The sequence below is a fragment of the Bombilactobacillus mellifer genome (assembly GCF_000970795.1).
In the GTDB taxonomy this organism is placed as follows: Bacteria; Bacillota; Bacilli; order Lactobacillales; family Lactobacillaceae; genus Bombilactobacillus; species Bombilactobacillus mellifer.
In genome coordinates, this window is the sequence record NZ_KQ034028.1 from 48,391 (window position 1) to 67,520 (window position 19,130).

The 19,130-nt window shown below is 40.1% G+C and carries 19 protein-coding genes; 13 read left to right on the plus strand and 6 right to left on the minus strand.

Annotated elements, in window-relative coordinates; genetic code table 11:
- Positions 1-5: 5 nt before the first annotated feature.
- Entirely contained in the window at positions 6-317 is a 312-nt protein-coding gene (locus JG30_RS00205; protein ID WP_046315143.1) for a PTS sugar transporter subunit IIB, read from the minus strand.
- Positions 318-485: 168 nt separating this feature from the next.
- Here JG30_RS00205 and JG30_RS00210 point away from each other — a divergent pair, with 168 nt between their 5' ends.
- The 9 genes from JG30_RS00210 to JG30_RS00250 all read left to right on the plus strand — a co-directional run bounded on the left by JG30_RS00210 (position 486) and on the right by JG30_RS00250 (position 11,068).
- The gene (locus JG30_RS00210; RefSeq protein ID WP_179854002.1) at positions 486-953 is read left to right on the plus strand and encodes a PTS sugar transporter subunit IIA; all 468 of its coding nucleotides are present in this window, start codon (positions 486-488) and stop codon (positions 951-953) included.
- 15 nt (positions 954-968) lie between these two features.
- Positions 969-2,030, plus strand: a complete 1,062-nt coding sequence (locus JG30_RS00215) for a zinc-binding dehydrogenase (protein WP_046315147.1) — start codon at positions 969-971, stop codon at positions 2,028-2,030.
- Between the two features lie 2 nt (positions 2,031-2,032).
- Entirely contained in the window at positions 2,033-2,635 is a 603-nt protein-coding gene (locus JG30_RS00220) for a class II aldolase/adducin family protein (protein WP_046315148.1), read from the plus strand.
- A gap of 38 nt (positions 2,636-2,673) precedes the next feature.
- On the plus strand, positions 2,674-4,683 hold the full coding sequence (locus JG30_RS00225) for a BglG family transcription antiterminator (protein ID WP_046315150.1): 2,010 nt from the start codon (positions 2,674-2,676) through the stop codon (positions 4,681-4,683).
- A complete protein-coding gene (locus JG30_RS00230) occupies positions 4,640-5,698 on the plus strand; it encodes a galactitol-1-phosphate 5-dehydrogenase (protein ID WP_046315151.1) in 1,059 nt (352 codons plus the stop codon). Before JG30_RS00225 ends, JG30_RS00230 begins: the two co-directional genes overlap by 44 nt.
- Before the next feature lie 679 nt (positions 5,699-6,377).
- On the plus strand, positions 6,378-7,034 hold the full coding sequence (gene apf, locus JG30_RS00235; RefSeq protein WP_046315152.1) for an aggregation-promoting factor: 657 nt from the start codon (positions 6,378-6,380) through the stop codon (positions 7,032-7,034).
- A 359-nt stretch (positions 7,035-7,393) separates the two neighbouring features.
- Positions 7,394-8,287, plus strand: coding sequence for an NAD(P)-binding domain-containing protein (locus JG30_RS00240; protein ID WP_046315154.1), 894 nt, complete (start codon positions 7,394-7,396; stop codon positions 8,285-8,287).
- 5 nt (positions 8,288-8,292) lie between these two features.
- Positions 8,293-9,726, plus strand: a complete 1,434-nt coding sequence (locus JG30_RS00245) for a four-carbon acid sugar kinase family protein (RefSeq protein WP_046317076.1) — start codon at positions 8,293-8,295, stop codon at positions 9,724-9,726.
- Between the two features lie 22 nt (positions 9,727-9,748).
- Positions 9,749-11,068: a gluconate:H+ symporter gene (locus tag JG30_RS00250; RefSeq protein WP_046315156.1), complete on the plus strand. Its 1,320-nt coding sequence runs from the start codon at positions 9,749-9,751 to the stop codon at positions 11,066-11,068.
- A 297-nt stretch (positions 11,069-11,365) separates the two neighbouring features.
- On the opposite strand, the gene JG30_RS00255 is transcribed toward JG30_RS00250, so the two are convergent.
- From JG30_RS00255 to JG30_RS00275, 5 genes are read right to left on the minus strand one after another with little or no spacing between them, the layout of a single operon-like run.
- Complete coding sequence (locus JG30_RS00255) at positions 11,366-12,811, minus strand: PTS mannitol transporter subunit IIBC (protein WP_046315158.1); 1,446 nt, start codon at positions 12,809-12,811, stop codon at positions 11,366-11,368.
- Between the two features lie 14 nt (positions 12,812-12,825).
- Positions 12,826-13,263 carry a PTS sugar transporter subunit IIA gene (locus tag JG30_RS00260; protein ID WP_046315159.1) on the minus strand — a complete coding sequence of 146 codons (438 nt, stop codon included), beginning with the start codon at positions 13,261-13,263 and terminating at the stop codon, positions 12,826-12,828.
- Positions 13,253-14,440 carry a mannitol-1-phosphate 5-dehydrogenase gene (locus JG30_RS00265; protein ID WP_046315161.1) on the minus strand — a complete coding sequence of 396 codons (1,188 nt, stop codon included), beginning with the start codon at positions 14,438-14,440 and terminating at the stop codon, positions 13,253-13,255. Before JG30_RS00265 ends, JG30_RS00260 begins: the two co-directional genes overlap by 11 nt.
- A 9-nt stretch (positions 14,441-14,449) precedes the next feature.
- Positions 14,450-15,007, minus strand: a complete 558-nt coding sequence (gene hxlB / locus JG30_RS00270; protein WP_046317079.1) for a 6-phospho-3-hexuloisomerase — start codon at positions 15,005-15,007, stop codon at positions 14,450-14,452.
- Between the two features lie 6 nt (positions 15,008-15,013).
- Positions 15,014-15,715: a ribulose-phosphate 3-epimerase gene (locus JG30_RS00275; RefSeq protein WP_046315162.1), complete on the minus strand. Its 702-nt coding sequence runs from the start codon at positions 15,713-15,715 to the stop codon at positions 15,014-15,016.
- A 174-nt stretch (positions 15,716-15,889) separates the two neighbouring features.
- Between JG30_RS00275 and JG30_RS00280 the strand changes: the two genes are divergently transcribed.
- The 4 genes from JG30_RS00280 to JG30_RS00295 all read left to right on the plus strand — a co-directional run bounded on the left by JG30_RS00280 (position 15,890) and on the right by JG30_RS00295 (position 18,925).
- Complete coding sequence (locus JG30_RS00280) at positions 15,890-16,639, plus strand: DeoR/GlpR family DNA-binding transcription regulator (protein ID WP_046315165.1); 750 nt, start codon at positions 15,890-15,892, stop codon at positions 16,637-16,639.
- A 550-nt stretch (positions 16,640-17,189) separates the two neighbouring features.
- Positions 17,190-17,549, plus strand: coding sequence for a BlaI/MecI/CopY family transcriptional regulator (locus JG30_RS08535; protein ID WP_052725136.1), 360 nt, complete (start codon positions 17,190-17,192; stop codon positions 17,547-17,549).
- A gap of 16 nt (positions 17,550-17,565) precedes the next feature.
- Entirely contained in the window at positions 17,566-18,687 is a 1,122-nt protein-coding gene (locus tag JG30_RS00290; protein WP_046315166.1) for a M56 family metallopeptidase, read from the plus strand.
- 1 nt (position 18,688) lies between these two features.
- Positions 18,689-18,925: a hypothetical protein gene (locus tag JG30_RS00295; protein ID WP_046315168.1), complete on the plus strand. Its 237-nt coding sequence runs from the start codon at positions 18,689-18,691 to the stop codon at positions 18,923-18,925.
- Positions 18,926-19,130 lie beyond the last annotated feature (205 nt).

Consider the following 19,130-nt stretch of genomic DNA (forward strand, 5'->3'; position numbering starts at 1 on the left):
TCAGATCATTTCCCTTCTTTATTATTGATGTCCGTGATGGTTTGAATAATTTGATTTTCAATAGCGGCGGTGTTAATGCCCGTTAACAATCCGAAAACTTCAATAATCGGCTTGCTTATGGGACTGGTATATTTAGAAGTCACCAAAATTAAATCCACATCCTTTTCTAAAGAAGGAATTTGCGAAATAGAACTTTTTTGAATGGCATAACTAATATTGTGCCGATCCAGAATGGTTTTAACTTTTTCTTGAGCTACTGTGGAAGTGGCAATTCCGCTGCCACAAGCAATGAGGATTTTGATAGGTTGTTTATGCATGATCTTTACTCCTTACGCAATTAATTTAGATTCAGTATAGAAAGTCCCCAAACCACTCACAAGCACAAATCTACAAATCTTAGATTTGAAAAACGTTACTTTATAATCAAAATTAGCTTGAATACAATAAATTTATGAAATCTAATAATCCAAAGCAGGTGTTTATTGGTGCAAGCAATAATTGATCCATCTTTGATATTTACTGATATCAATTTAACAACGCAAACCGACTTGTTTCGGTTTATGGCTGACGTTTTGCAACAAAAAAAGTATATTGAAAAGCCATTTTTGAAAGCGGTTATCCAGCGGGAAGCGCAGTTTCCTACCGGCATGCAGCTCCAAGGTTGCGGAGTGGCTATCCCGCATACTGATCCACAATTTATTAAAAGAAGTTTTATTTTTTTCGTCCGGCCACAACAACCATTACTCTTTCATAAAATGGAAGATCCTCAACAAACTTTGAATGTTTCCTTTGTTTTGTTGTTAGGACTGGATAATAGTGGCAATCATTTGAAAATTTTACAACGTTTAATGACCATGTTTCAAAAGCAAACTTTAATTCAACAATTGTTAAGTTCTGCCAATAATGCAGCCATTTGTGATTTGTTAAAAAATAATTTGATAACAACGAATTAGAAAGGAAGGTTTTCCATGAAAGCTGGTTTAATGTATGGTCCGAATGACATCAGGATTGAAGAAATACCTGAACCCTCGATTGACGCAGGTGGTCTGCTATTAAAAGTGGAAGCGGTCGGCTTATGTGGTTCGGATATTAGAAATCTAACGACAGATTCTTGTGCCGGGAAGTATCCGCATATTTATGGTCATGAAGTGGTGGGCACCGTGACGCAAGTCGGCGCTTTATGTACTAAATTTCAACCTGGACAGCGGTTATATGTCTATCCGGGAGTGCCTTGCTTACATTGCCAATACTGTCGGGCTGGTTTGAGTAATTTATGTGCTAATTATCGGACTTATGATCAAACCCAAGGTGGTTTTGCACAATACATGGCGGTACCTTCCTGGGGAGTGGAAGGACCGAATATTTATCCTATTCCGGATGATGTTCCTTTTGTACAAGCCGTTATGTCCGAGCCACTGTCCTCGGTGTACGCTTGCCAAGAAAATGTTCAAGTGCGCCTGGGACAAACTGTGGTCATTATTGGCGCCGGCCCGATCGGGTGTTTACATGCCGAAGTCGCCCGCATGCGAGGGGCGAGTCAGGTGATTATGATTGAACTGAATGAACAGCGGTTGCAAGAATCTCAGGCTTTCGGAGTCACTCACATGATTAATAGTCAAACCCAAGATCCCATTCAGGCAGTGCATGAATTGACCGATCAGCAGGGAGCAGATGTGGTCATTTCGGCTAATCCCTCGACCAAAGCCCAAACCAGTGCGGTTTATTTAGTCAAGCCCAATGGTACTTTAGTGTTCTTTGGCGGTGTTGCTAAAAAGGCCTTAACCCAAATTGATACCAACTATTTACATTATCATGGCATTTGGGTTTATGGACATTATGGCGCCAATACACTGCAAGTAAAAAAAGCGTTTGACATGGTGGTTTCCCATCAAATTAACGCTGAGAAATTTATTTCCCAGACGATGCCTTTAGATCAGTTAGCTACAGCCATTCATTTAATGAAAACAGGGCAAGCCAATAAGATTGTCTTACAGCCTTGGGCTGATGATACCAAAGGAAAAGAGGGATAGTTATGAAATATTTAGAAGAAAGAAAAGATCTTTGTCGGATTGCTAAATCCGTTTATGACCGCCAATTAACCAATGCAGTAGGGGGCAACTTTTCCATCCAGGTAGCAGAGAAGGAATTTTTAGTTTCGGCGACCGGGATGTCCGTGCATAAATTATGGGATATGCAGCCAGAAGACGTTTTATTAATTGATGATCAAGCCCACATCTTAGAAGGAACTGGCAAATTAACGCGCGAAATTAATATGCATCAACAATTTTATCAGCGCGATCCGCGAATCAAGGCAGTCATGCATGCTCATCCCAAAGACTTAATGGTCTTTGCTGCTAAGGGTGAAAGTATGCCGGTAGTTACCGAAGCTTTGACTTATTTAGGTGCCGATCAGATTCCGTGTTTGCCTTATCAACCGGCTACAACCCAATTATTGGCTGATGAAGTCGGCAAATTTATTCAACAAAGTACCCAACTTACCAATTTAGAAATTATGGCCTATGGGGCTATTTTAAATAAACACGGCATTATTATTGGCGGCGCTTCCCTTTATGACTGCAATGAACTCTTAGAAATGATGGAAACTAATGCGTATTGCGTAAATGTGACACGCTAATAGCAATCCTTAATATTGTTTAAGTAAAGGAGCGGTTTATGAATCGCAAATCAGCAATAATGCTTGAGGAAATGTTAAGTATGAACGTGGAGACTGTTAATGTTGATACTTTAGCAACCTTGTTGAATTTGAATAAATCTTCCATATACGACTATTTAAAAAGTATTAATATTTTTTTAAAAGCAGCGCAAATTACCGAGCTGACTTTGAAAGATAGTCTGATTGTGATCCCTAAAAAAGAAAAACAGGCCATTTATGCGGCCATTAAACAAGATACTTATTATTATGCTTATGATAATTCGGAACGGCTATACCTAATTTTTGCTTATCTGAGTGTTTATCCCGTCATGACCATGGCGCAAGTGAGTCAAAAATTAGCTGTCAGTCGCAATACGATTATTAAAGATATTCGTCATTTAAAAGTTCAACTACAACAAAAATATGCCACTGATTTAAACATTGTCTCGGAAAAACGCAAGGGGATTCGTTTACGATATAGCTCCGAAGAAATCATCCGCCATGAGATCAATGAACAATTGCAACAAATTTTGATGAATACTAATAGTCTCTTTTTAAAAACAGCCGTGCTCAAGATCTACACCGTCAACCAAACGCTCAGTTTACCTATTCTTGTACAAAAAATTAAACAATTGCATCCAAAACAATCCTCCCAACTGAACTATACGCAAATTGCGGTAACCGTTTTTGTAACATTAAATCGGGTAGCCAGTCATAAAAACCTTGCAGCTGACTCCTCGCAGCCGGTGTTGAACCAACAAATATTGCAGTTAGTGCAAGCCGATTTACATCAGACACAGCTGGCCGTGCCCTTAGCGGAAGAATGCTACTTGGCTAATCAATTGTATCGGTTATATTTACAGATCCAACAAACTAATGACACTTATAATAAATCCGAATTATCTGTCATGGTGATTCATTTCTTGAGTGCTGTAGATCAAGATTTAGAAATTGAAACGGTACAGGATCAAAAATTAATTGCTGATCTGACAGAACATATTCGCTCTTTTACACAAACGACTAATAGTTTTATCCAACATGTGACCAGTTTTGCGGATTTTTATAACGATTACGGCTATGTTTTACAAAGTGTTTATCGCAATAAACAAATCATTGAAGATTTTTTGGGTTTTAAAATTTCTCATTCCTTAGTTTTATCCATTACAGTGCATATTGCCTCGTCGTTGTATCGAACTTCCAATGACCGCAATCCGGTCAAAGTGCAGGCGGCAGTTTTAACCACTGTCAGTTATGCCGAAGCCAAATATATTCGCTTACAAGTCGAAAATATTCATAATTTAGAAATTATTGGGGTTTATACTCTCAAAAAATTAGATGCCCAGGCGCGAGCTTTATTACAACAGGTTGATTTAGTCATTTGTACCTTTAATTTTCAGTTGGAAAATACCTTCTGTGTACAAGTATCGCCGACTATCAATATTGAAGATATTGGACTTGTTAAGTATCACGTTTTAGCCACTTTGATTAAAAAACAAAAGAATCAAAAAATTGAGCGCCACAAACAAGATTACCAATTACTGACTTCCTCAAATCCTTTTTTACGGTTATTACACCCTGAAAATACTATTTTTACGTCGCAGTTTTTAAATTGGGAAACCGCATATTTAATGATTGGAAAATTGTTACAAAAGCACGCATATATTAAGCATTCTTATTGGACAGCGGCGATCAATAATATTGTGAGTTATGGTCCGTATATTGTTTTGCGCGATAATTTAGCGATTGCGCATGCTCAAAACAACCATTCGGTCTTGGCAGATACGATTGGTTTAGTCTATGCCCAAAAAGGGATTGGTTTTGACTCCAAAAATAAAGTGCAATTTTTACTCTTTGTCGCTTTGCAATCTGATGATGATTATCTAGCGGTCATTAATGCCATTTTAAATGTATACGATAATTATAATTTTTTTGAAACAATACAAGATACACACAAATACCCTTTTTTTAATATGTGGAGGCAATCTTATGAAAGCAGCAGTGCTCGAAGCTTTAAACCAATTTTCAATTAAAGATATTCCTCAGCCCGACATAGGGCCCCAAGAAGTCCTCGTCAAAGTCATGGCTGCGGGGACTTGCGGCTCGGATAGTCATAAGATGATTCAGGGTTGGAAATATGGTTATCCGGCGATTATGGGCCATGAATTTGCAGGTCAAATAGTTGCTTTAGGAGCGCAGATTAGTACCTTCAAAGTTGGACAACGGGTCGCCGTGATTCCGTTTAAGCCGTGTTTTCATTGTTATTATTGCCAAAGTGGTTACTTTCAAATGTGCCCGCACTATTCGATGCTCGGCCAACAAGAACCCGGCGGTTTTGAACAGTATGTGGCAGTACCTGCCCGGAATGTATTAGATATTGGAACCATGAGCTATGAAGAAGGAGCCTTGATTGAACCCTTGGCAGTAGCAGTGCATGCGCTGCTCAAAGCTCAGCCGCAAGTGGGGGATACGGCGATTGTTTTTGGTCTGGGCACTATTGGTGACTTAATCGTGCGGTTGCTGCAAGCCAGTGGTGTGACCAATATTATCGGCGTGGATATTGATGCGCAAAAATTACAAGCCGGTTTGAACGAAGGTTGTAGTCATGTAGTCAACTCCCGGCAAGAAGATTTAGAAAAACAAATTCAACAATATACCGCCAATTTAGGTGCGGATATTGTTTTTGAATGTGCGGGTTCGCAAATTACCGAAGAACAAACCCTACTGGTCACCAAACGAGGCGGTAAAATTTTGTATGTAGGCATTGCCTATGCGGATGTGATGTTGCATCAACGAGCCTTTGAAAATATTTTCCGACATGAATTAACGCTGCATGGCTGCTGGAATTCTTACAGTGCACCGTTTCCAGGCAAAGCTTGGAGTGCAGCCATTGCTTTGGTAAATAAACAGACAATTACGCTCCAAGATTTAATCTCGCATAAATTTGCCCTGGATGATATTCAAGCTGCGTTTCAAATGATTACAACCCATGCGCAAAGCTACAATAAAGTAATGTTTTATCCGCAAGGACTTCCTTCTACGGACTAAAAGTAAATTCGGCCTGCGGCTGCCTGGTTAAACCCGAGGGGAGCAGGCTAGCTTTTGGAAACTGAGACAAGTTAACTGTCCAAGTTGTGGCTAGAGGCTCCAGATCAGCATCATCGTGGCAGTTATTTTTGCCTAACACTGAGCGCTCACTAGCAACTTTATCTCCAGCCCAGGGTATGAAATAGATTTTTGATTTTTTCCAGGAAAATTAATAGCAAAAACACCCCACTGATTTATTAATTGGTACGGGCGTTTTTTGATGTATGAAATTTTTCATTGTGCTACAGACTCTTTAAACCAATATAAAGCCTATGAAATCAAGCTATTGTGTATTTTTATAGTGTTTTTTTCTGCTTAGATAATTGAAAAAATTGGGAAAAAAGCGATAAAATATTCAAGCTGAATAGCGGTATTTGTAACAATTTCACTTGTGGTCATCATTTCCCAAGTGCCCCTGCTAAATGCAGTTCTCAAGCCATCTCTTTAAGAATAAGAAGAACGCTTCATTGAATCTGTATACCGGTTTTGTAACATTTTCTTAACAATGCCGCGAATTTATAACCTGATTTAAACATTCTTGTAACATTGGTCTGATACTATATGTGCTGTTGAAAGTTAGCAAGGCTTTCATAAACCTCTATTCTAGATTGATAGTTTTTAAAGGAGAGAATTCAACTATATGAAAATTAAACAGTTAGCAACTGTTGCAGCTTTAAGTATAATGACCTTTTTCGGTGCTGCCAGTGTTGCTCATGCTGATACTATCTATACGGTTAAATCCGGGGATACCCTATCGGAAATCCTAACAGCAACCGGTAAGGGTTTAGGTTCGATGGATCAAGTTGCTGCCGATAATAATATTGCCGATGTCAACTTGATTTATGTAGGTCAAAAGTTAATCTTCAAAGATGATGGTCAAGTAGCTGTTGCTACTCCAAGTGAAGTTCAATCAACACCTGAAGCCAACACAGTACAACAAGCTGCAGCCCAAGAAAATACTGCCGCTACCACAACAGCTGCCGCTAATCAACCAGCAGCTCCGGCTGCCAACACTACAGCGGCTGCTACGACTGCACCGGCTACCAATTATGCTCCTGCAGCTGATTATCAAGGTGACGATGCTGCTGCCCGGGAATGGATTGCAGCTCGTGAGTCTGGTGGTTCTTATACTGCTAATAACGGTGCTTACATTGGCAAGTATCAAATGTCTGCCGCTTATTTAAATGGTGATTATTCACCAGCTAACCAAGACCGGGTAGCTAATAATTATGTTTCTTCTCGTTACGGTTCTTGGACAGCTGCTAAGCAATTTTGGCAAGCTAATGGCTGGTATTAATCCAAAACCAGTTAATTTTTTTACAAGTCGTCTATTAAGACGGCTTTTTTTGTATCTTCGATACTTGGCTGCTAGAAGATTCATCTGGAGTCCAGCCATTCTCAAAAGTTCATCAATCCTTCTAAGTCGGGGGCCTTTTTGGTGGAGGCATAATTAAGGCGATCATTGACATCTTTGGTGTAAGCGCTTAACCTAATATTGGGAAGGCAGAGAAGTTCACTAAATTCAAAATAAAGTGAGGTAATTTTATAGGCTACAAAAAGTTGTCCAGAATAATATAGTTTTTGAAGGATAGTTCGTCGTAGTTTACGGTCTTGGAGTTACATGCGTAAAGACCATTTCAGTGAAGGAGCAAAGCTATGGAAACAGTAGGAGTGATTGGTTTAGGCATTATGGGCGGACCCATGGCAAAAAATTTAGTCGCAGGTGGTTTTACAGTCTATGGTTTTGATGTAGCCGAAAAGGCATGTCAGCAGGCAGCCGCTAATGGGGTGCAATTAGTGCACCAAGCTAGTGATTTAGGGGCGAAGACCCAGTGGATAATTACCATGTTACCTACGGCCCAAATTGTTAACGATTCCTTATTTGGAGCAGCAGGGGTGGCTGCTTCTTTACAACCAGGCAGTACCGTGATCGATGAAAGTTCGATTACACCAACCGAGTCACGCGCAATTGCCCAAAAATTAGCCAAACAACAAGTGCGGTTTTTGGACGCACCGGTAAGCGGCGGCGAAACCGGCGCGCAAGCTGGTAATCTAGCCATCATGGTCGGCGGTGAAGAATCAGTCTTTAAGGAAGCTTTGCCATTGTTACAAACTGTTGGTGGTGAAGTGACGCGTGTGGGTGATACCGGAGCCGGCACGACGGCTAAATTAGCCAACCAGGTAATGGTTAACTTAAATATTGCCGCCATGTCGGAAGCATTAGTTTTGGCCAGCAAGGCGGGAATTGATATTGATAAAATGTATCATGCCATTCGGAGCGGTCTAGCCGGCAGCAGTGTCTTAGATGCGAAAGTCCCGTTGATTTTAGACCGGCAATTTAAACCCGGCGGTTCCATTAAAATCAACATGAAAGATCTTACTAACGTCATGAAAACCGCCCACGATTTAGATGTGCCGATGCCTTTATCGAGTGAATTGTTAGAAATTTTCCACTCTTTGAAAGCCCAAGGGCATTTGAATGAAGATCATGGGGCAATTGTTAAATATTTTGAACAAATTGCCGGTGTCACCGTTCAACGAGGACAATAATGCATATGACTGATCAAATACAAAATAAAGAGCAATTACTCCAAAGTCTACCGCCAGAGCATCCGCAAACCGCCCACGCGCTCATTACCCAGGCCTTGAAGCACTTGCATCAAAAAATTGTGGTTTTAGATGATGATCCGACAGGGACCCAAACCGTCCATGATATCTTTGTCTACACTCATTGGGATCCAGCTACTCTGCGGCAAGCGTTTAACGATTCACATCAAATGTTTTATATATTAACGAATTCGCGCAGTTTAACGCCGGCAGAAACTAAAGCCCTGCATACGACCATTGCTCATAATTTAGTGCAGGTTAGCCAGGAATGCCAACAAGATTTTATTTTAGTGAGTCGCAGCGATTCTACTTTACGGGGTCATTTTCCATTAGAAACAAAAGTTTTGAAGGAAACCATTGAAGCTCAATCCAATAAGAAGTTTGATGGCGAAATTTTAATGCCTTTCTTCTTAGAGGGCGGGCGTTATACGATTAATGATATTCATTATGTTTTAGATGGTCAGCAATTAATTCCCGCAGCGCAAACCGAATTTGCCCACGATCGCCAATTTGGGTACCATTTTTCTAATATGAAAGATTACGTGGCCGAAAAAACTGACGGCCAGTTTCCGGCTGATCAAGTGCAAAGCATCAGTATTGCCGCGGAACGCCAATACGATTTGAAACCCTTAGTGCATCAGCTGCAACAATTGCAGAATTTTAATAAATTAATTGTCAATGCGGCCAGTTATGCGGATGCCCAAGTGGCGATTGCCGCTATTGTAGAAGCCATGGCGCAAGGCAAAAACTATCTGTTCCGCACCGCAGCAGCTTTTACCAAAGTCATTGGTAATATTGCAGATATTCCTTTATTGCAACGGAAGGATATTGCAGATGATCAAGTGACAACCGGCGGCTTGGTGATTGTCGGCTCGCATGTCCAAAAAACGACGGAGCAATTAAAAGCTTTACTGCAATTACCGAACATTACGGGTATTGAGTTTCATACTCAATTAGTCTTAGATCCGCCACAAATGGATACCGAATTCCAACGGGTGTTGCAGGCGACCGAAACTGCGTTAAAGGCGGGACACAATGTGGTGGTTTATACCAGCCGGAAGCGCTTAGAATTACCGGGTAATCAAAAAGATGAAGAATTAAAACTATCTACGAAAATCTCCAGTTATGTCACCAAAATTGTGCAGGAACTGGAATTTAAACCGAGTTTTATTATTGCCAAGGGTGGGATTACTTCCAGCGATATTGCTACTCAAGGTCTCGGAATTCAAAAAGCGCTGGTGGGCGGACAAGTAGCTCCAGGGATCCCGGTCTGGATTACGGGATCGGAAACCAAGTTTCCTAATATTGCTTATGTAGTCTTTCCCGGCAATGTTGGCGGAGTACAAACCTTGAAGGATATCGTTCAACAACTGTCAAATTAAGCCCAAGGTAGGAGGACTAACAATGCCGATTTTCATTATTGTTTTAGGCGTACTTTTACTGTTATTTATCATGGTCCAGTTAAAAGTTAATGCGTTTTTATCTTTAATTTTAACTTCTCTGGTGGTTGGTGTCTTAGAGGGCATGTCGTTAAATAAAACGATTGCCTCCATTGAAAGCGGTTTAGGTTCTACTCTGGGTTCCTTAGCGTTAGTTTTAGGTTTTGGAGCCATGTTAGGTAAGCTCATGGAAGATTCAGGGGCTGCGCAGCGCATTGCCGAAGTCTTGACCCAAAAATTCGGTCAAAAGCATATTCAGTGGGCGGCCTTGATTACTGCTTTTATTGTGGGTTTAGCTATGTTTTATGAAACGGGTTTTGTGATTTTAATCCCGCTAGTGTTTTCCATTGCGCTGGAAGCACAAGTACCGATCTTGTATATTGGTGTACCTGTAGCCACCGCTTTAATTACGATGCATGGCTTAGTGCCACCGCATCCCGGTCCTGTGACAATTGCGAATATTTTTCATGCTAATTTGGGGATTACCATGATTATTGGTATTACAATTGCGATTCCGGCTATTTTAATAGGGGGGTTATTATTTTCCCGCTTGTTACCTAAGGATAAATTGGAAACCCAAATTCCGGAGAAATTATTCAAACCAACTCATTTTACCGATGAACAAATGCCTAGTTTTACTGTCAGTATTATGACTGCGGTTATTCCAGTCATTTTGATGGCCCTCTATGCTCTGTGCGAAATGTTTTGGGCGCAGAGTAGTTTAATGCCCTATATGAAATTTATCGGCAATCCGGCCATTGCATTACTGATCGCGGTGCTCGTGGCGATCTTTACTTTTGGCTTGCGTCGGGGCAAATCCATGAAAGCGGTGATGGATTCCATTGCCGACTCGATTAGCTCCATTGCGATGATTTTGTTAATTATCGGTGGTGGCGGAGCTTTTAAACAAGTACTCGTCGATAGCCATGTCGATACCTTTATTGCAGGCTATATGAACCATTTGAGTTTATCGCCTTTACTGATTGCTTGGCTTTTAGCGGCTGTTTTACGGCTGTCTCTTGGTTCTGCGACGGTAGCAGGGATGACGGCCGCCGGGATTGTAGCACCATTAATTGCCATGGAGCATGTAAGTCCGGAATTGATGGTCTTGGCCATTGGCGCCGGCAGCATCACTTTTTCGCATGTGAATGATGCTGGTTTTTGGATTTATAAAGAATATTTTAATTTGAGTATTGGCCGGACTTTACAAACTTGGAGTGTGCTCACGTTAATTGTTTCGATCATTGGACTATTGGGAGTTTTGGTATGGAATTTGGTTTTATAAAGAAGAGCTTCGGCGACTAATTGAAAGAAAGTTAGTTGCTTTTTTGCAGTTTAATACTTATGCCCCAAACTAACAGCAGTGTAAAGCAGATCAAAAACTCAATCTGGAACCAACGAGTTTTTGATCTGCTCTTTGATCAAACGAAAGTTTGACTTGAATATCACTGATTCTTCATACATAAGCTGGTTGCCAAAATAGCGCACATGTTGTGATGCAAAGAGTCAGCGCGCCATTAGTAATGACTGAAAAAAGTTTTCACCGGACTCCAAATAGCTGTGATCTAAAAATTTTAAAAACTTACTTATTTTTGGCAGCAATCAGGTTAGCTAACTGTTCTAATTGTGGATCTTGTAAGTAATTGTTCAAACTGATAATCGGTAATTGCGGGTGCGCCCGCCGCGTACGTTCTGCCAGATCTTGATGTACGACGACGACGTCACTGTCTGCTGGTACGTCTTCAATGCGATAGTATTTTACGCTGACATTCGAAACACCTAATTTAGCCAGCCGTTTGCGAAAACTGGTGGCCCCCATAGCGCTACTACCCATACCCGCATCACAGGCAAAAGATACTTTGTGAAACTGCTCAATTTGTGTGACATTCACTGGCGTCGTAGTTGCAGATTCAGAAGTAGTGGTTGTTGATTGTGGGGAGCTTTTCATTTGTTCTAGTTGTTGCTGCGATTTTTCCAATTGATCATCGTCGACGGGCGTTTTATCACGTTTCAAAAGCAAAGCAGCGATGAGAAAAGTAACGGTAGTCGCGACAAGCACATCTGCTGTGTTAGCCAGAAAATGACCCTTCGGTGTGAGGGCGATATACGCTAAAATCGAACCAGGACTGGGACCGGCCACTAACCCTCCACCTAGTATTTGTCCAGTAATAATCCCAGACATCGCGCCGAAGATCATCGCAATAATCGTAATCGGTTTCATTAATACATAAGGAAAATACATTTCGTGAATACCACCAAAGAAATGAATAATCATGGCCCCCGGTGCGGTACGTTTAGCTGCTTGATGACCAAAAAGCGAAAAAGCCAACAAGAGTCCTAAACCCGGTCCCGGATTAGACGCCAGCATGAAATATAATGAGTGTCCGAGTTTTAAGGTTTGCTGCATGCCCAAAGGATAATAAATTCCTTGGTCAATGACGTTATTTAAAAACAAAACTTTGGCGGGCTCATTAATAAGCGCCACTAGCGGCAACATGCCAGTATGCACTAGCCCTTCGACGCCGGCCTTGACCAGATTGTTAGCCACTTCGATAATGGGGCCAATAAATTGATAATTAATAATCAGATAGACAAAACCGATAATCCCAATGGAAAAACTGTTCACAATCATTTCAAAACCCGCCCGAATGCGATTTTCAAAAAAATGATCGATTTGCTTCATAATCCAACCACCGAGCGGTCCAATGATCATAGCGCCCAAAAATTGGGTAACTTGAGAGCCTACGATGAGGCCCATCGTCCCAATAGCCCCGAGAACACCGCCGCGATGTCCCCCGACCATGCGCCCACCAGTATAGGCTAACAGTAGGGGCAATAGATATTTGATCGTTGGGTTGACTAATTCATTTAAATTTTTATTTGGGAACCAGCCACTTTTAATAAACATGGCCGTTACTAAGCCCCACGCAATGAAAGCGCCGATGTTGGGTAATACCATATTGGTTAAAAAACCACCAAAGGTTTGAATTTTAGCTCGTAAGGAACTGTGCTGTGTTGCAGTCTTCATGGTGTTCACCTCGCTTAAAATTGTTCGATTAAGTGCAATAAATCTTTTTTATTGGAGACGCTTAAAAGCTGATCTGTCAAAGTGGCATTGCTGAAGAAATCCGCTAAGGCCTCAATCAACTGTAAATGAGCAGCATTATTTTCTCCGGCAATAACGAAAATAATTTTGACCGGTGTTTGATGAGGGAAAAACACCGCTTGGGTGAGTTTTAAAAAACTCATTCCATTTTTTAAACTGCCATTTTCCGGACGGGCATGGGCCATGGCAATTTCCGGTAATAAAATGAAATAATTACCATTGGTATACACGTTTTGAATAATAGCGTCGATATACTGCGAGTTGATCGTTTGGTTTTGCAATAATGGTTGGGCTGCTAGCTGAATGGCTGCTTGCCAAGTAGCAACGCTGGGACAAAATTGAATCTGGTGTGCGGTTAAATAATTAGCAATCATTGTTGACCTCCCGAAGATCTAAAATCTGCTGTGGATCTTGGTAATATCTTTGACAAAGCAGCGCAATCTGGTGCGCTGCAGTTGCGGATAATTGCGACACTTCTTGGATGGTAGCTTGATAACCCTGAGCGACAATCTTTTTTTGTAATAAAACTGCCTCGGGATCATCAGGATTATTGTATAAATAGGCGCTGGCAATAATTCTTTGCCCGCCGGGATTTGGAAGCTGTAATTGTTGGGTTCGTAAAAAAGGCCCTACTAAACGATCATTTTTTTGTAATTTTCTAATCGGCGCCCGGCCCACGCGCGTGACTGGATCAGTTAATTGGGGATTTTGATTACGCTGCATAGTTTGCGCAGCAAATTGTTGCAGTTGCGGTAAGGATTGCTGATATTGCTGTACAAAATATTGTAAATTCGTCGTAATAAAAGATTGGACCAATTGATCAATTTGCGGATTATGCATGGCTTGTTGGATAGTAGAATAGCCTAACAAATAGCCCACATAAGCCAGTGCCGCATGAGAAGCGTTCACGATGTACAGCTTGCGTTCAATATAAGGTTGGATATTATCAACTAAAACAACATTGTTTTGAGGTAAGGGGACCCCTGGTTGAACGATTGAAGAGTCGATGACCCATTCGTAGTAGGGTTCCACAGCCGCGATAATTTGATCATTATGATGAAAAGATAAGGCTTGGCGATCAATGGCAGTATTGACAAAGGTGGCATATTGTCGTAACAAGCTTTGTTCCTCTAACGAGGCGGCTTGATAAACGCACTTTTTTAAATATGTACTGGCATTGATCATATTTTCGTTGGCTAAAATATTGACAGATTTTTGTTTCTGAGCGCGGTAGACTAGCGCCTCCTTCAATAAGGGGGCAATCTTTTTTAAATTATTCACACCGACAGAAGTAGTAATCAGATCCGCCGCTACTAAAGCTTCCAGGCTGCTGCGGGGGTACTGCCCACTATCGATAGCGCTTACATTTTTAACCCAAAAAGTAGATTTCTGGCGATCCAGATATTGAATGGGATAGCCGTTGTTTGTATTAATTTGATCGATAATGGCCCGATTATTATCTAAAAAGGTAATGTCAAAGCCATTCTGGGATAAAATTTGTCCAATAAATCCCCGGCCAATGTTGCCGGCTCCAAAATGTACTGCTTTCAAAATTATCACCTACTCCAAATTGGCATGGTACTGCCACAGATTGTTCATTTGAATATGTTGTTGCTCGATGACCATCAAAGCTAAAGTATCCCCCAAGAGCCAGAGACTTTGTTCAAATAGGGAAGTCATCGGTTGAATCGAAGGCACTTCTTGCGGCAAGTTTAATTTGGTTTGCACTGGAATTTGAATAAATAAATCCGTCCACTGATTCATCGAGCTATGGGGATTAGAACCAATATGAGCGACAGTCGCGTGAAATTGTTTAGCCTTTTGCGTGATAGCTAATGGGTAAACACTTTCCCCGCTACCAGATCCGACGATTAGTAAATCTTGAGCCGTAATCGCTGGTTCGGTAATGGATCCCACCACGGTGGTCTGAAAACCTAAATGCGCTAATCTTTTAGCTAGGGCTTCCAGTGCCAATAAGACCCGGCCCACGCCTACAAAAAAGATTCGGTGCGCGGTCGTTATTTGAGTATATAATGCTTGCACTTCAGTTTCGGAAATAGCATCTAAAGCTTGTGCTAATTCTTGACTGATTTTTTTTTCGGTAGCGTAATAGGACATCATACACTAAGCCTCCTGATGTTGAAGTGCCGGGGTGATCGTTTGGACTAGCAATTGTTGACTTTCTGCTAAAGTTTTACCCTTGAGGAAAAGTCCGGTATTGCCTAAAACCAAATTGTTGGCTCCTGCAGCAATAAGTTGCGGAATAAAATCTAAGGATACCCGACCATCCACTTGGAGTTGGGTCGTCAAATGGTGCTGTTGAATCAGCTGCGCCATTTCTTGAATTTTAGACAATGCATAGGGAATCCGAGTTTCAGCAGCATCCTGGGCAAAGCCTGGATTAATCAACATTATCGTTACTTTTTCAATGTGGTCGAGCACATAATTTAAAACTGATACGGGAGTAGCAGGATTAAGAGCAATGCCGGCTTGCACCCCCTGACTATGAATTAAATTCAAATAGTGTTCCACATGCAAACTGCTCTCCCAGTGGAAAGTAATGTTTTGCACTCCAATTTTTAATAATTCTGGGATGAAAAATTCATTGTGGACTGACATGAGATGAATATCAAAATCAGCATCGGTGATTGCTCGTAAGCGGGCCACCGTATCTAATCCCAAAGGCATACTGGGGGCAAATTGCCCGTCAATGATGTCAATATGAAAAGTGTGAAAGCCCAGCTGTTCTAATTGATGGACTGCAGATTCCAGATTCACCAAATCGGCGCACATGAGAGAAGGGGCTAAGATTAAATTAGGTGTCATAATGTTCTCCTTTCTATTTGATAAACTTATCGTAAGCACCATTACGTCAAAAGTCAATACAAACATGCAATAATATCTTAAGTATTTACGTGTTTTTGCATGAAAATGCAAGAGCTTTTGACATCGCTAGTTATTGTGAGAAAATAAAAAATATTACAAAACGAGGTAGTAGGCGTGCTGAAAGAAGAACGACAACAAAAAATTCTGAATATTTTAAATACCGAACGTAAGGTGATTGCTAAAGATTTAAGTAATCGCTTACACGTGTCAGAAGATACTATTCGGCGTGATTTAAATGATTTGAGTCGGCAAAAAAAGTTAAAACGAGTCCACAGTGGGGCTTTACGCATTGGCCCACCGGTGACGTCGTTCACTTATCGCACTAATGTGAATAATGAAGTAAAAACCAAAATCGCCCGCAAAACGCTCCCTTTATTAAAGGAAGACAGTGTCATTCTGATTGATGGCAGTACCACTAATTTAATGCTGGTCAAACTGTTACCAGCTGATTTTGCGGCGACCATCATCACTAATAGTCCACCGATTGCCATTGAATTAGTGAATTTTCCTAATATTGAAGTGATTAATTTGGGTGGTGATTTTTATAAGCGCTCGATGATTAATCTTGGCTTGCAGACTTACAAGCAATTACAACAATTGCGGGCGGATACTTATGTCATGGGTATTTATAATTTAAATATTAGCGATGGTATTAGTGTGCCCACCATTCAGGAAGCCGAGATTAAACGCCAAATGTTCGATATTTCCAATGAAGTGATTGGGATGGTCACCAGTGATAAATTCAATACCATGAGTAATGCGCTGGTGGGGGACATTACGGATTTAAATTATTTAGTGTCCGATCATCTAGCACCCGCCATTAAACAGGCCTATCAGCAATTAAATATTAATTTGATTGATTAACCCCATTGCCCGGAACCACAAAAAAAGCAATTAAAGCTCCCAGCGGCTTTAATTGCTTTTTTCTGTTTGGTGCACACCAATTTGTCAGCAAACGAATCATTGAGGGATTTTCTAAAAAAATTTTTTAATTTTTACAAGGTGCCACTAATTTAAATATCAAAAATAGTTGACAAAATTAATGAATTTATCATAAAAAATAATAAATTAAACTTTAAAAGTAGAAGTGGGCTAGTGAATCATTTAAATTGATGATATTTATTCATAGATGATTAAAAAAAATGATCAAATCAGAAAATTTTATGATATCATTACTTTATAAAATAAATATAGTGTAATGAATATAATACTTATACATAATGAAAATTATAAAGGGGGTGATTCTCAATCCGCACCAACTTATCTTGGTTAAAGATTACTTTCAGGAGACAGATACAAATAATCGCAAATAATTACATCAACAATTTATATTGGAATGTTAATTATTATGAGCAAGGTCTGGGTCAGCGGGTTTTGCGATGCTTTTAATTCTAAATATAAGGGGGTGTAAGATGTGAAACGATTGACGCGACGAGAAACGGACATTATGCATGTGCTGTGGAATGCCACTGAAGCGCTGTCGGCTCGTGATATTGCGCAAGCCAATCCAGAGATCAGTCAAAATACAATTCAATCTTTAATTAAAAAGCTGCTAGATGAAAATTTCATTAAAGTAGATGGTTTTAAAAGTACCGGTACCATTTATACTCGTAAATTTGTGCCCAATATTTCTGAACAGGAATATTTTTTTACCACTGTTTCCAAAAAAAGTTTTCAAAAGTATTTAACTGCGTTTATTACTGATAATAATAATGCGCGGGAGTTACAAGATTTAAAAACTAAAGTCAATAAACGACTGAAAGAACTACAATAGGAAAGTTATTATATTCATGCATTTATCTGTGTCGTCTATCTTAATTTCTATTTTATTGGCGAGTGCTTTAATTGTGATTATGCAATGGATGCTCTCGCATCGAGCAGCTTATAAAGCTTTAAGAATAGATTTTTTATCAATTTTTGCCATTATTATTGGGTTAAGACTATTTTTGCCGTTTGAATTTATCAATACCCATACGATTTCCTCACATAAGGTATTGCCTGTGATTTATGCTATGGGGAATCAGCAGGTGCGAACGCCTACGGCTTCGATAACGGTTTTAAATATCTTCAAAATTATTTGGCTGGTGGGCTTTGTGATTGGATTGATGAAATTGATATATGATTTTGGACAATTTCACAAAGTTGTTATCAACTTAGAACCAGTTCCAAATAACTATTTGGCACCCTCAGTGGCCAAGTTGATCCCCGAGCAGGTTAAATTATTATACCTGCCTATTCGGGTCTCACCTTTCACCTTAGGAGTTATGCAGCCGAAAATTGTCTTGCCTAAGATCCAATTAACGCCGACAGAACAAGAAAATATTATTAAACATGAACTGTGTCACATCCGCAGCTATGATGTCTTAAAAAGATATGTAATCGAACTACTAGTCTGCATTTACTGGTGGTTACCTTTAATTTATCTGTTTCGCAGTCAAGTCAATCAAATAATTGAGATGAATGTCGACTACCAAATGGTCAAAAAGGGGTCGAAAACTGAATATTCTAAGTATGTTCACAGTTTAATGAGTGTAGCTTCACTGATTGCGACGCAGCCGCAAAACTCGCAGTTTAATTTTCCAAAATTTACAATTAATGAACAACCGACCTTAGAAGATCGGATCTTCTTTTTACTGGAAGGTTACAATGTTCGTCATACTTCCTTATTTTTTAAGATAGTACTCGTCTTATTGCCGTTATTAATCACTTCGGTGATTATTGAACCTGAACACTATGATCGTAAAGACATGGAAGGGACATATAGTGTAATACCTAGTAGTCACAAAAATTATATTTTAAAAAAGGGAGATAAATATTATCTAATTGTTAAGGGTAAAAATGCGGGCAGATTACCTAATTATACTGGTGCAAAGGATCCTAAATTGAAACAATTACCAGTAAGGAGTAAATAAAATGAAAAAAACAGCTAAAAAACTAACTCTTTTATGTTTAATGGCCGCTGCCTTACCACTGGCAGCAACAACTTTTAATGCAACAACCACCGTGGCCCAAGCTGATGAGATCAGTGACGGAATTAGTACCCGGCACGATATTATTGTGTGGCGTTATAAAACTATTAAGGGAGTTGTATATTATAGACAATATAATGCCAGCAAGCAAAAATGGATTGGCCACTGGGAACCAGCTTAAAATCATCATTCTGAACAATTTCTTGAGCCGCGATAGCAATCGCGACTTTTTTGATGGAAAAATAAAATAATCTTATCTATCCTGGAAACATGCAAAGATCTAAGCAGCAACGGCGATAATTTTTTTACATAGACGAGCATTGTTTGTGAAAACCATACCAATTGATTTGTAGAAGTAATATACTAAAACTAGATATAAATGGGGG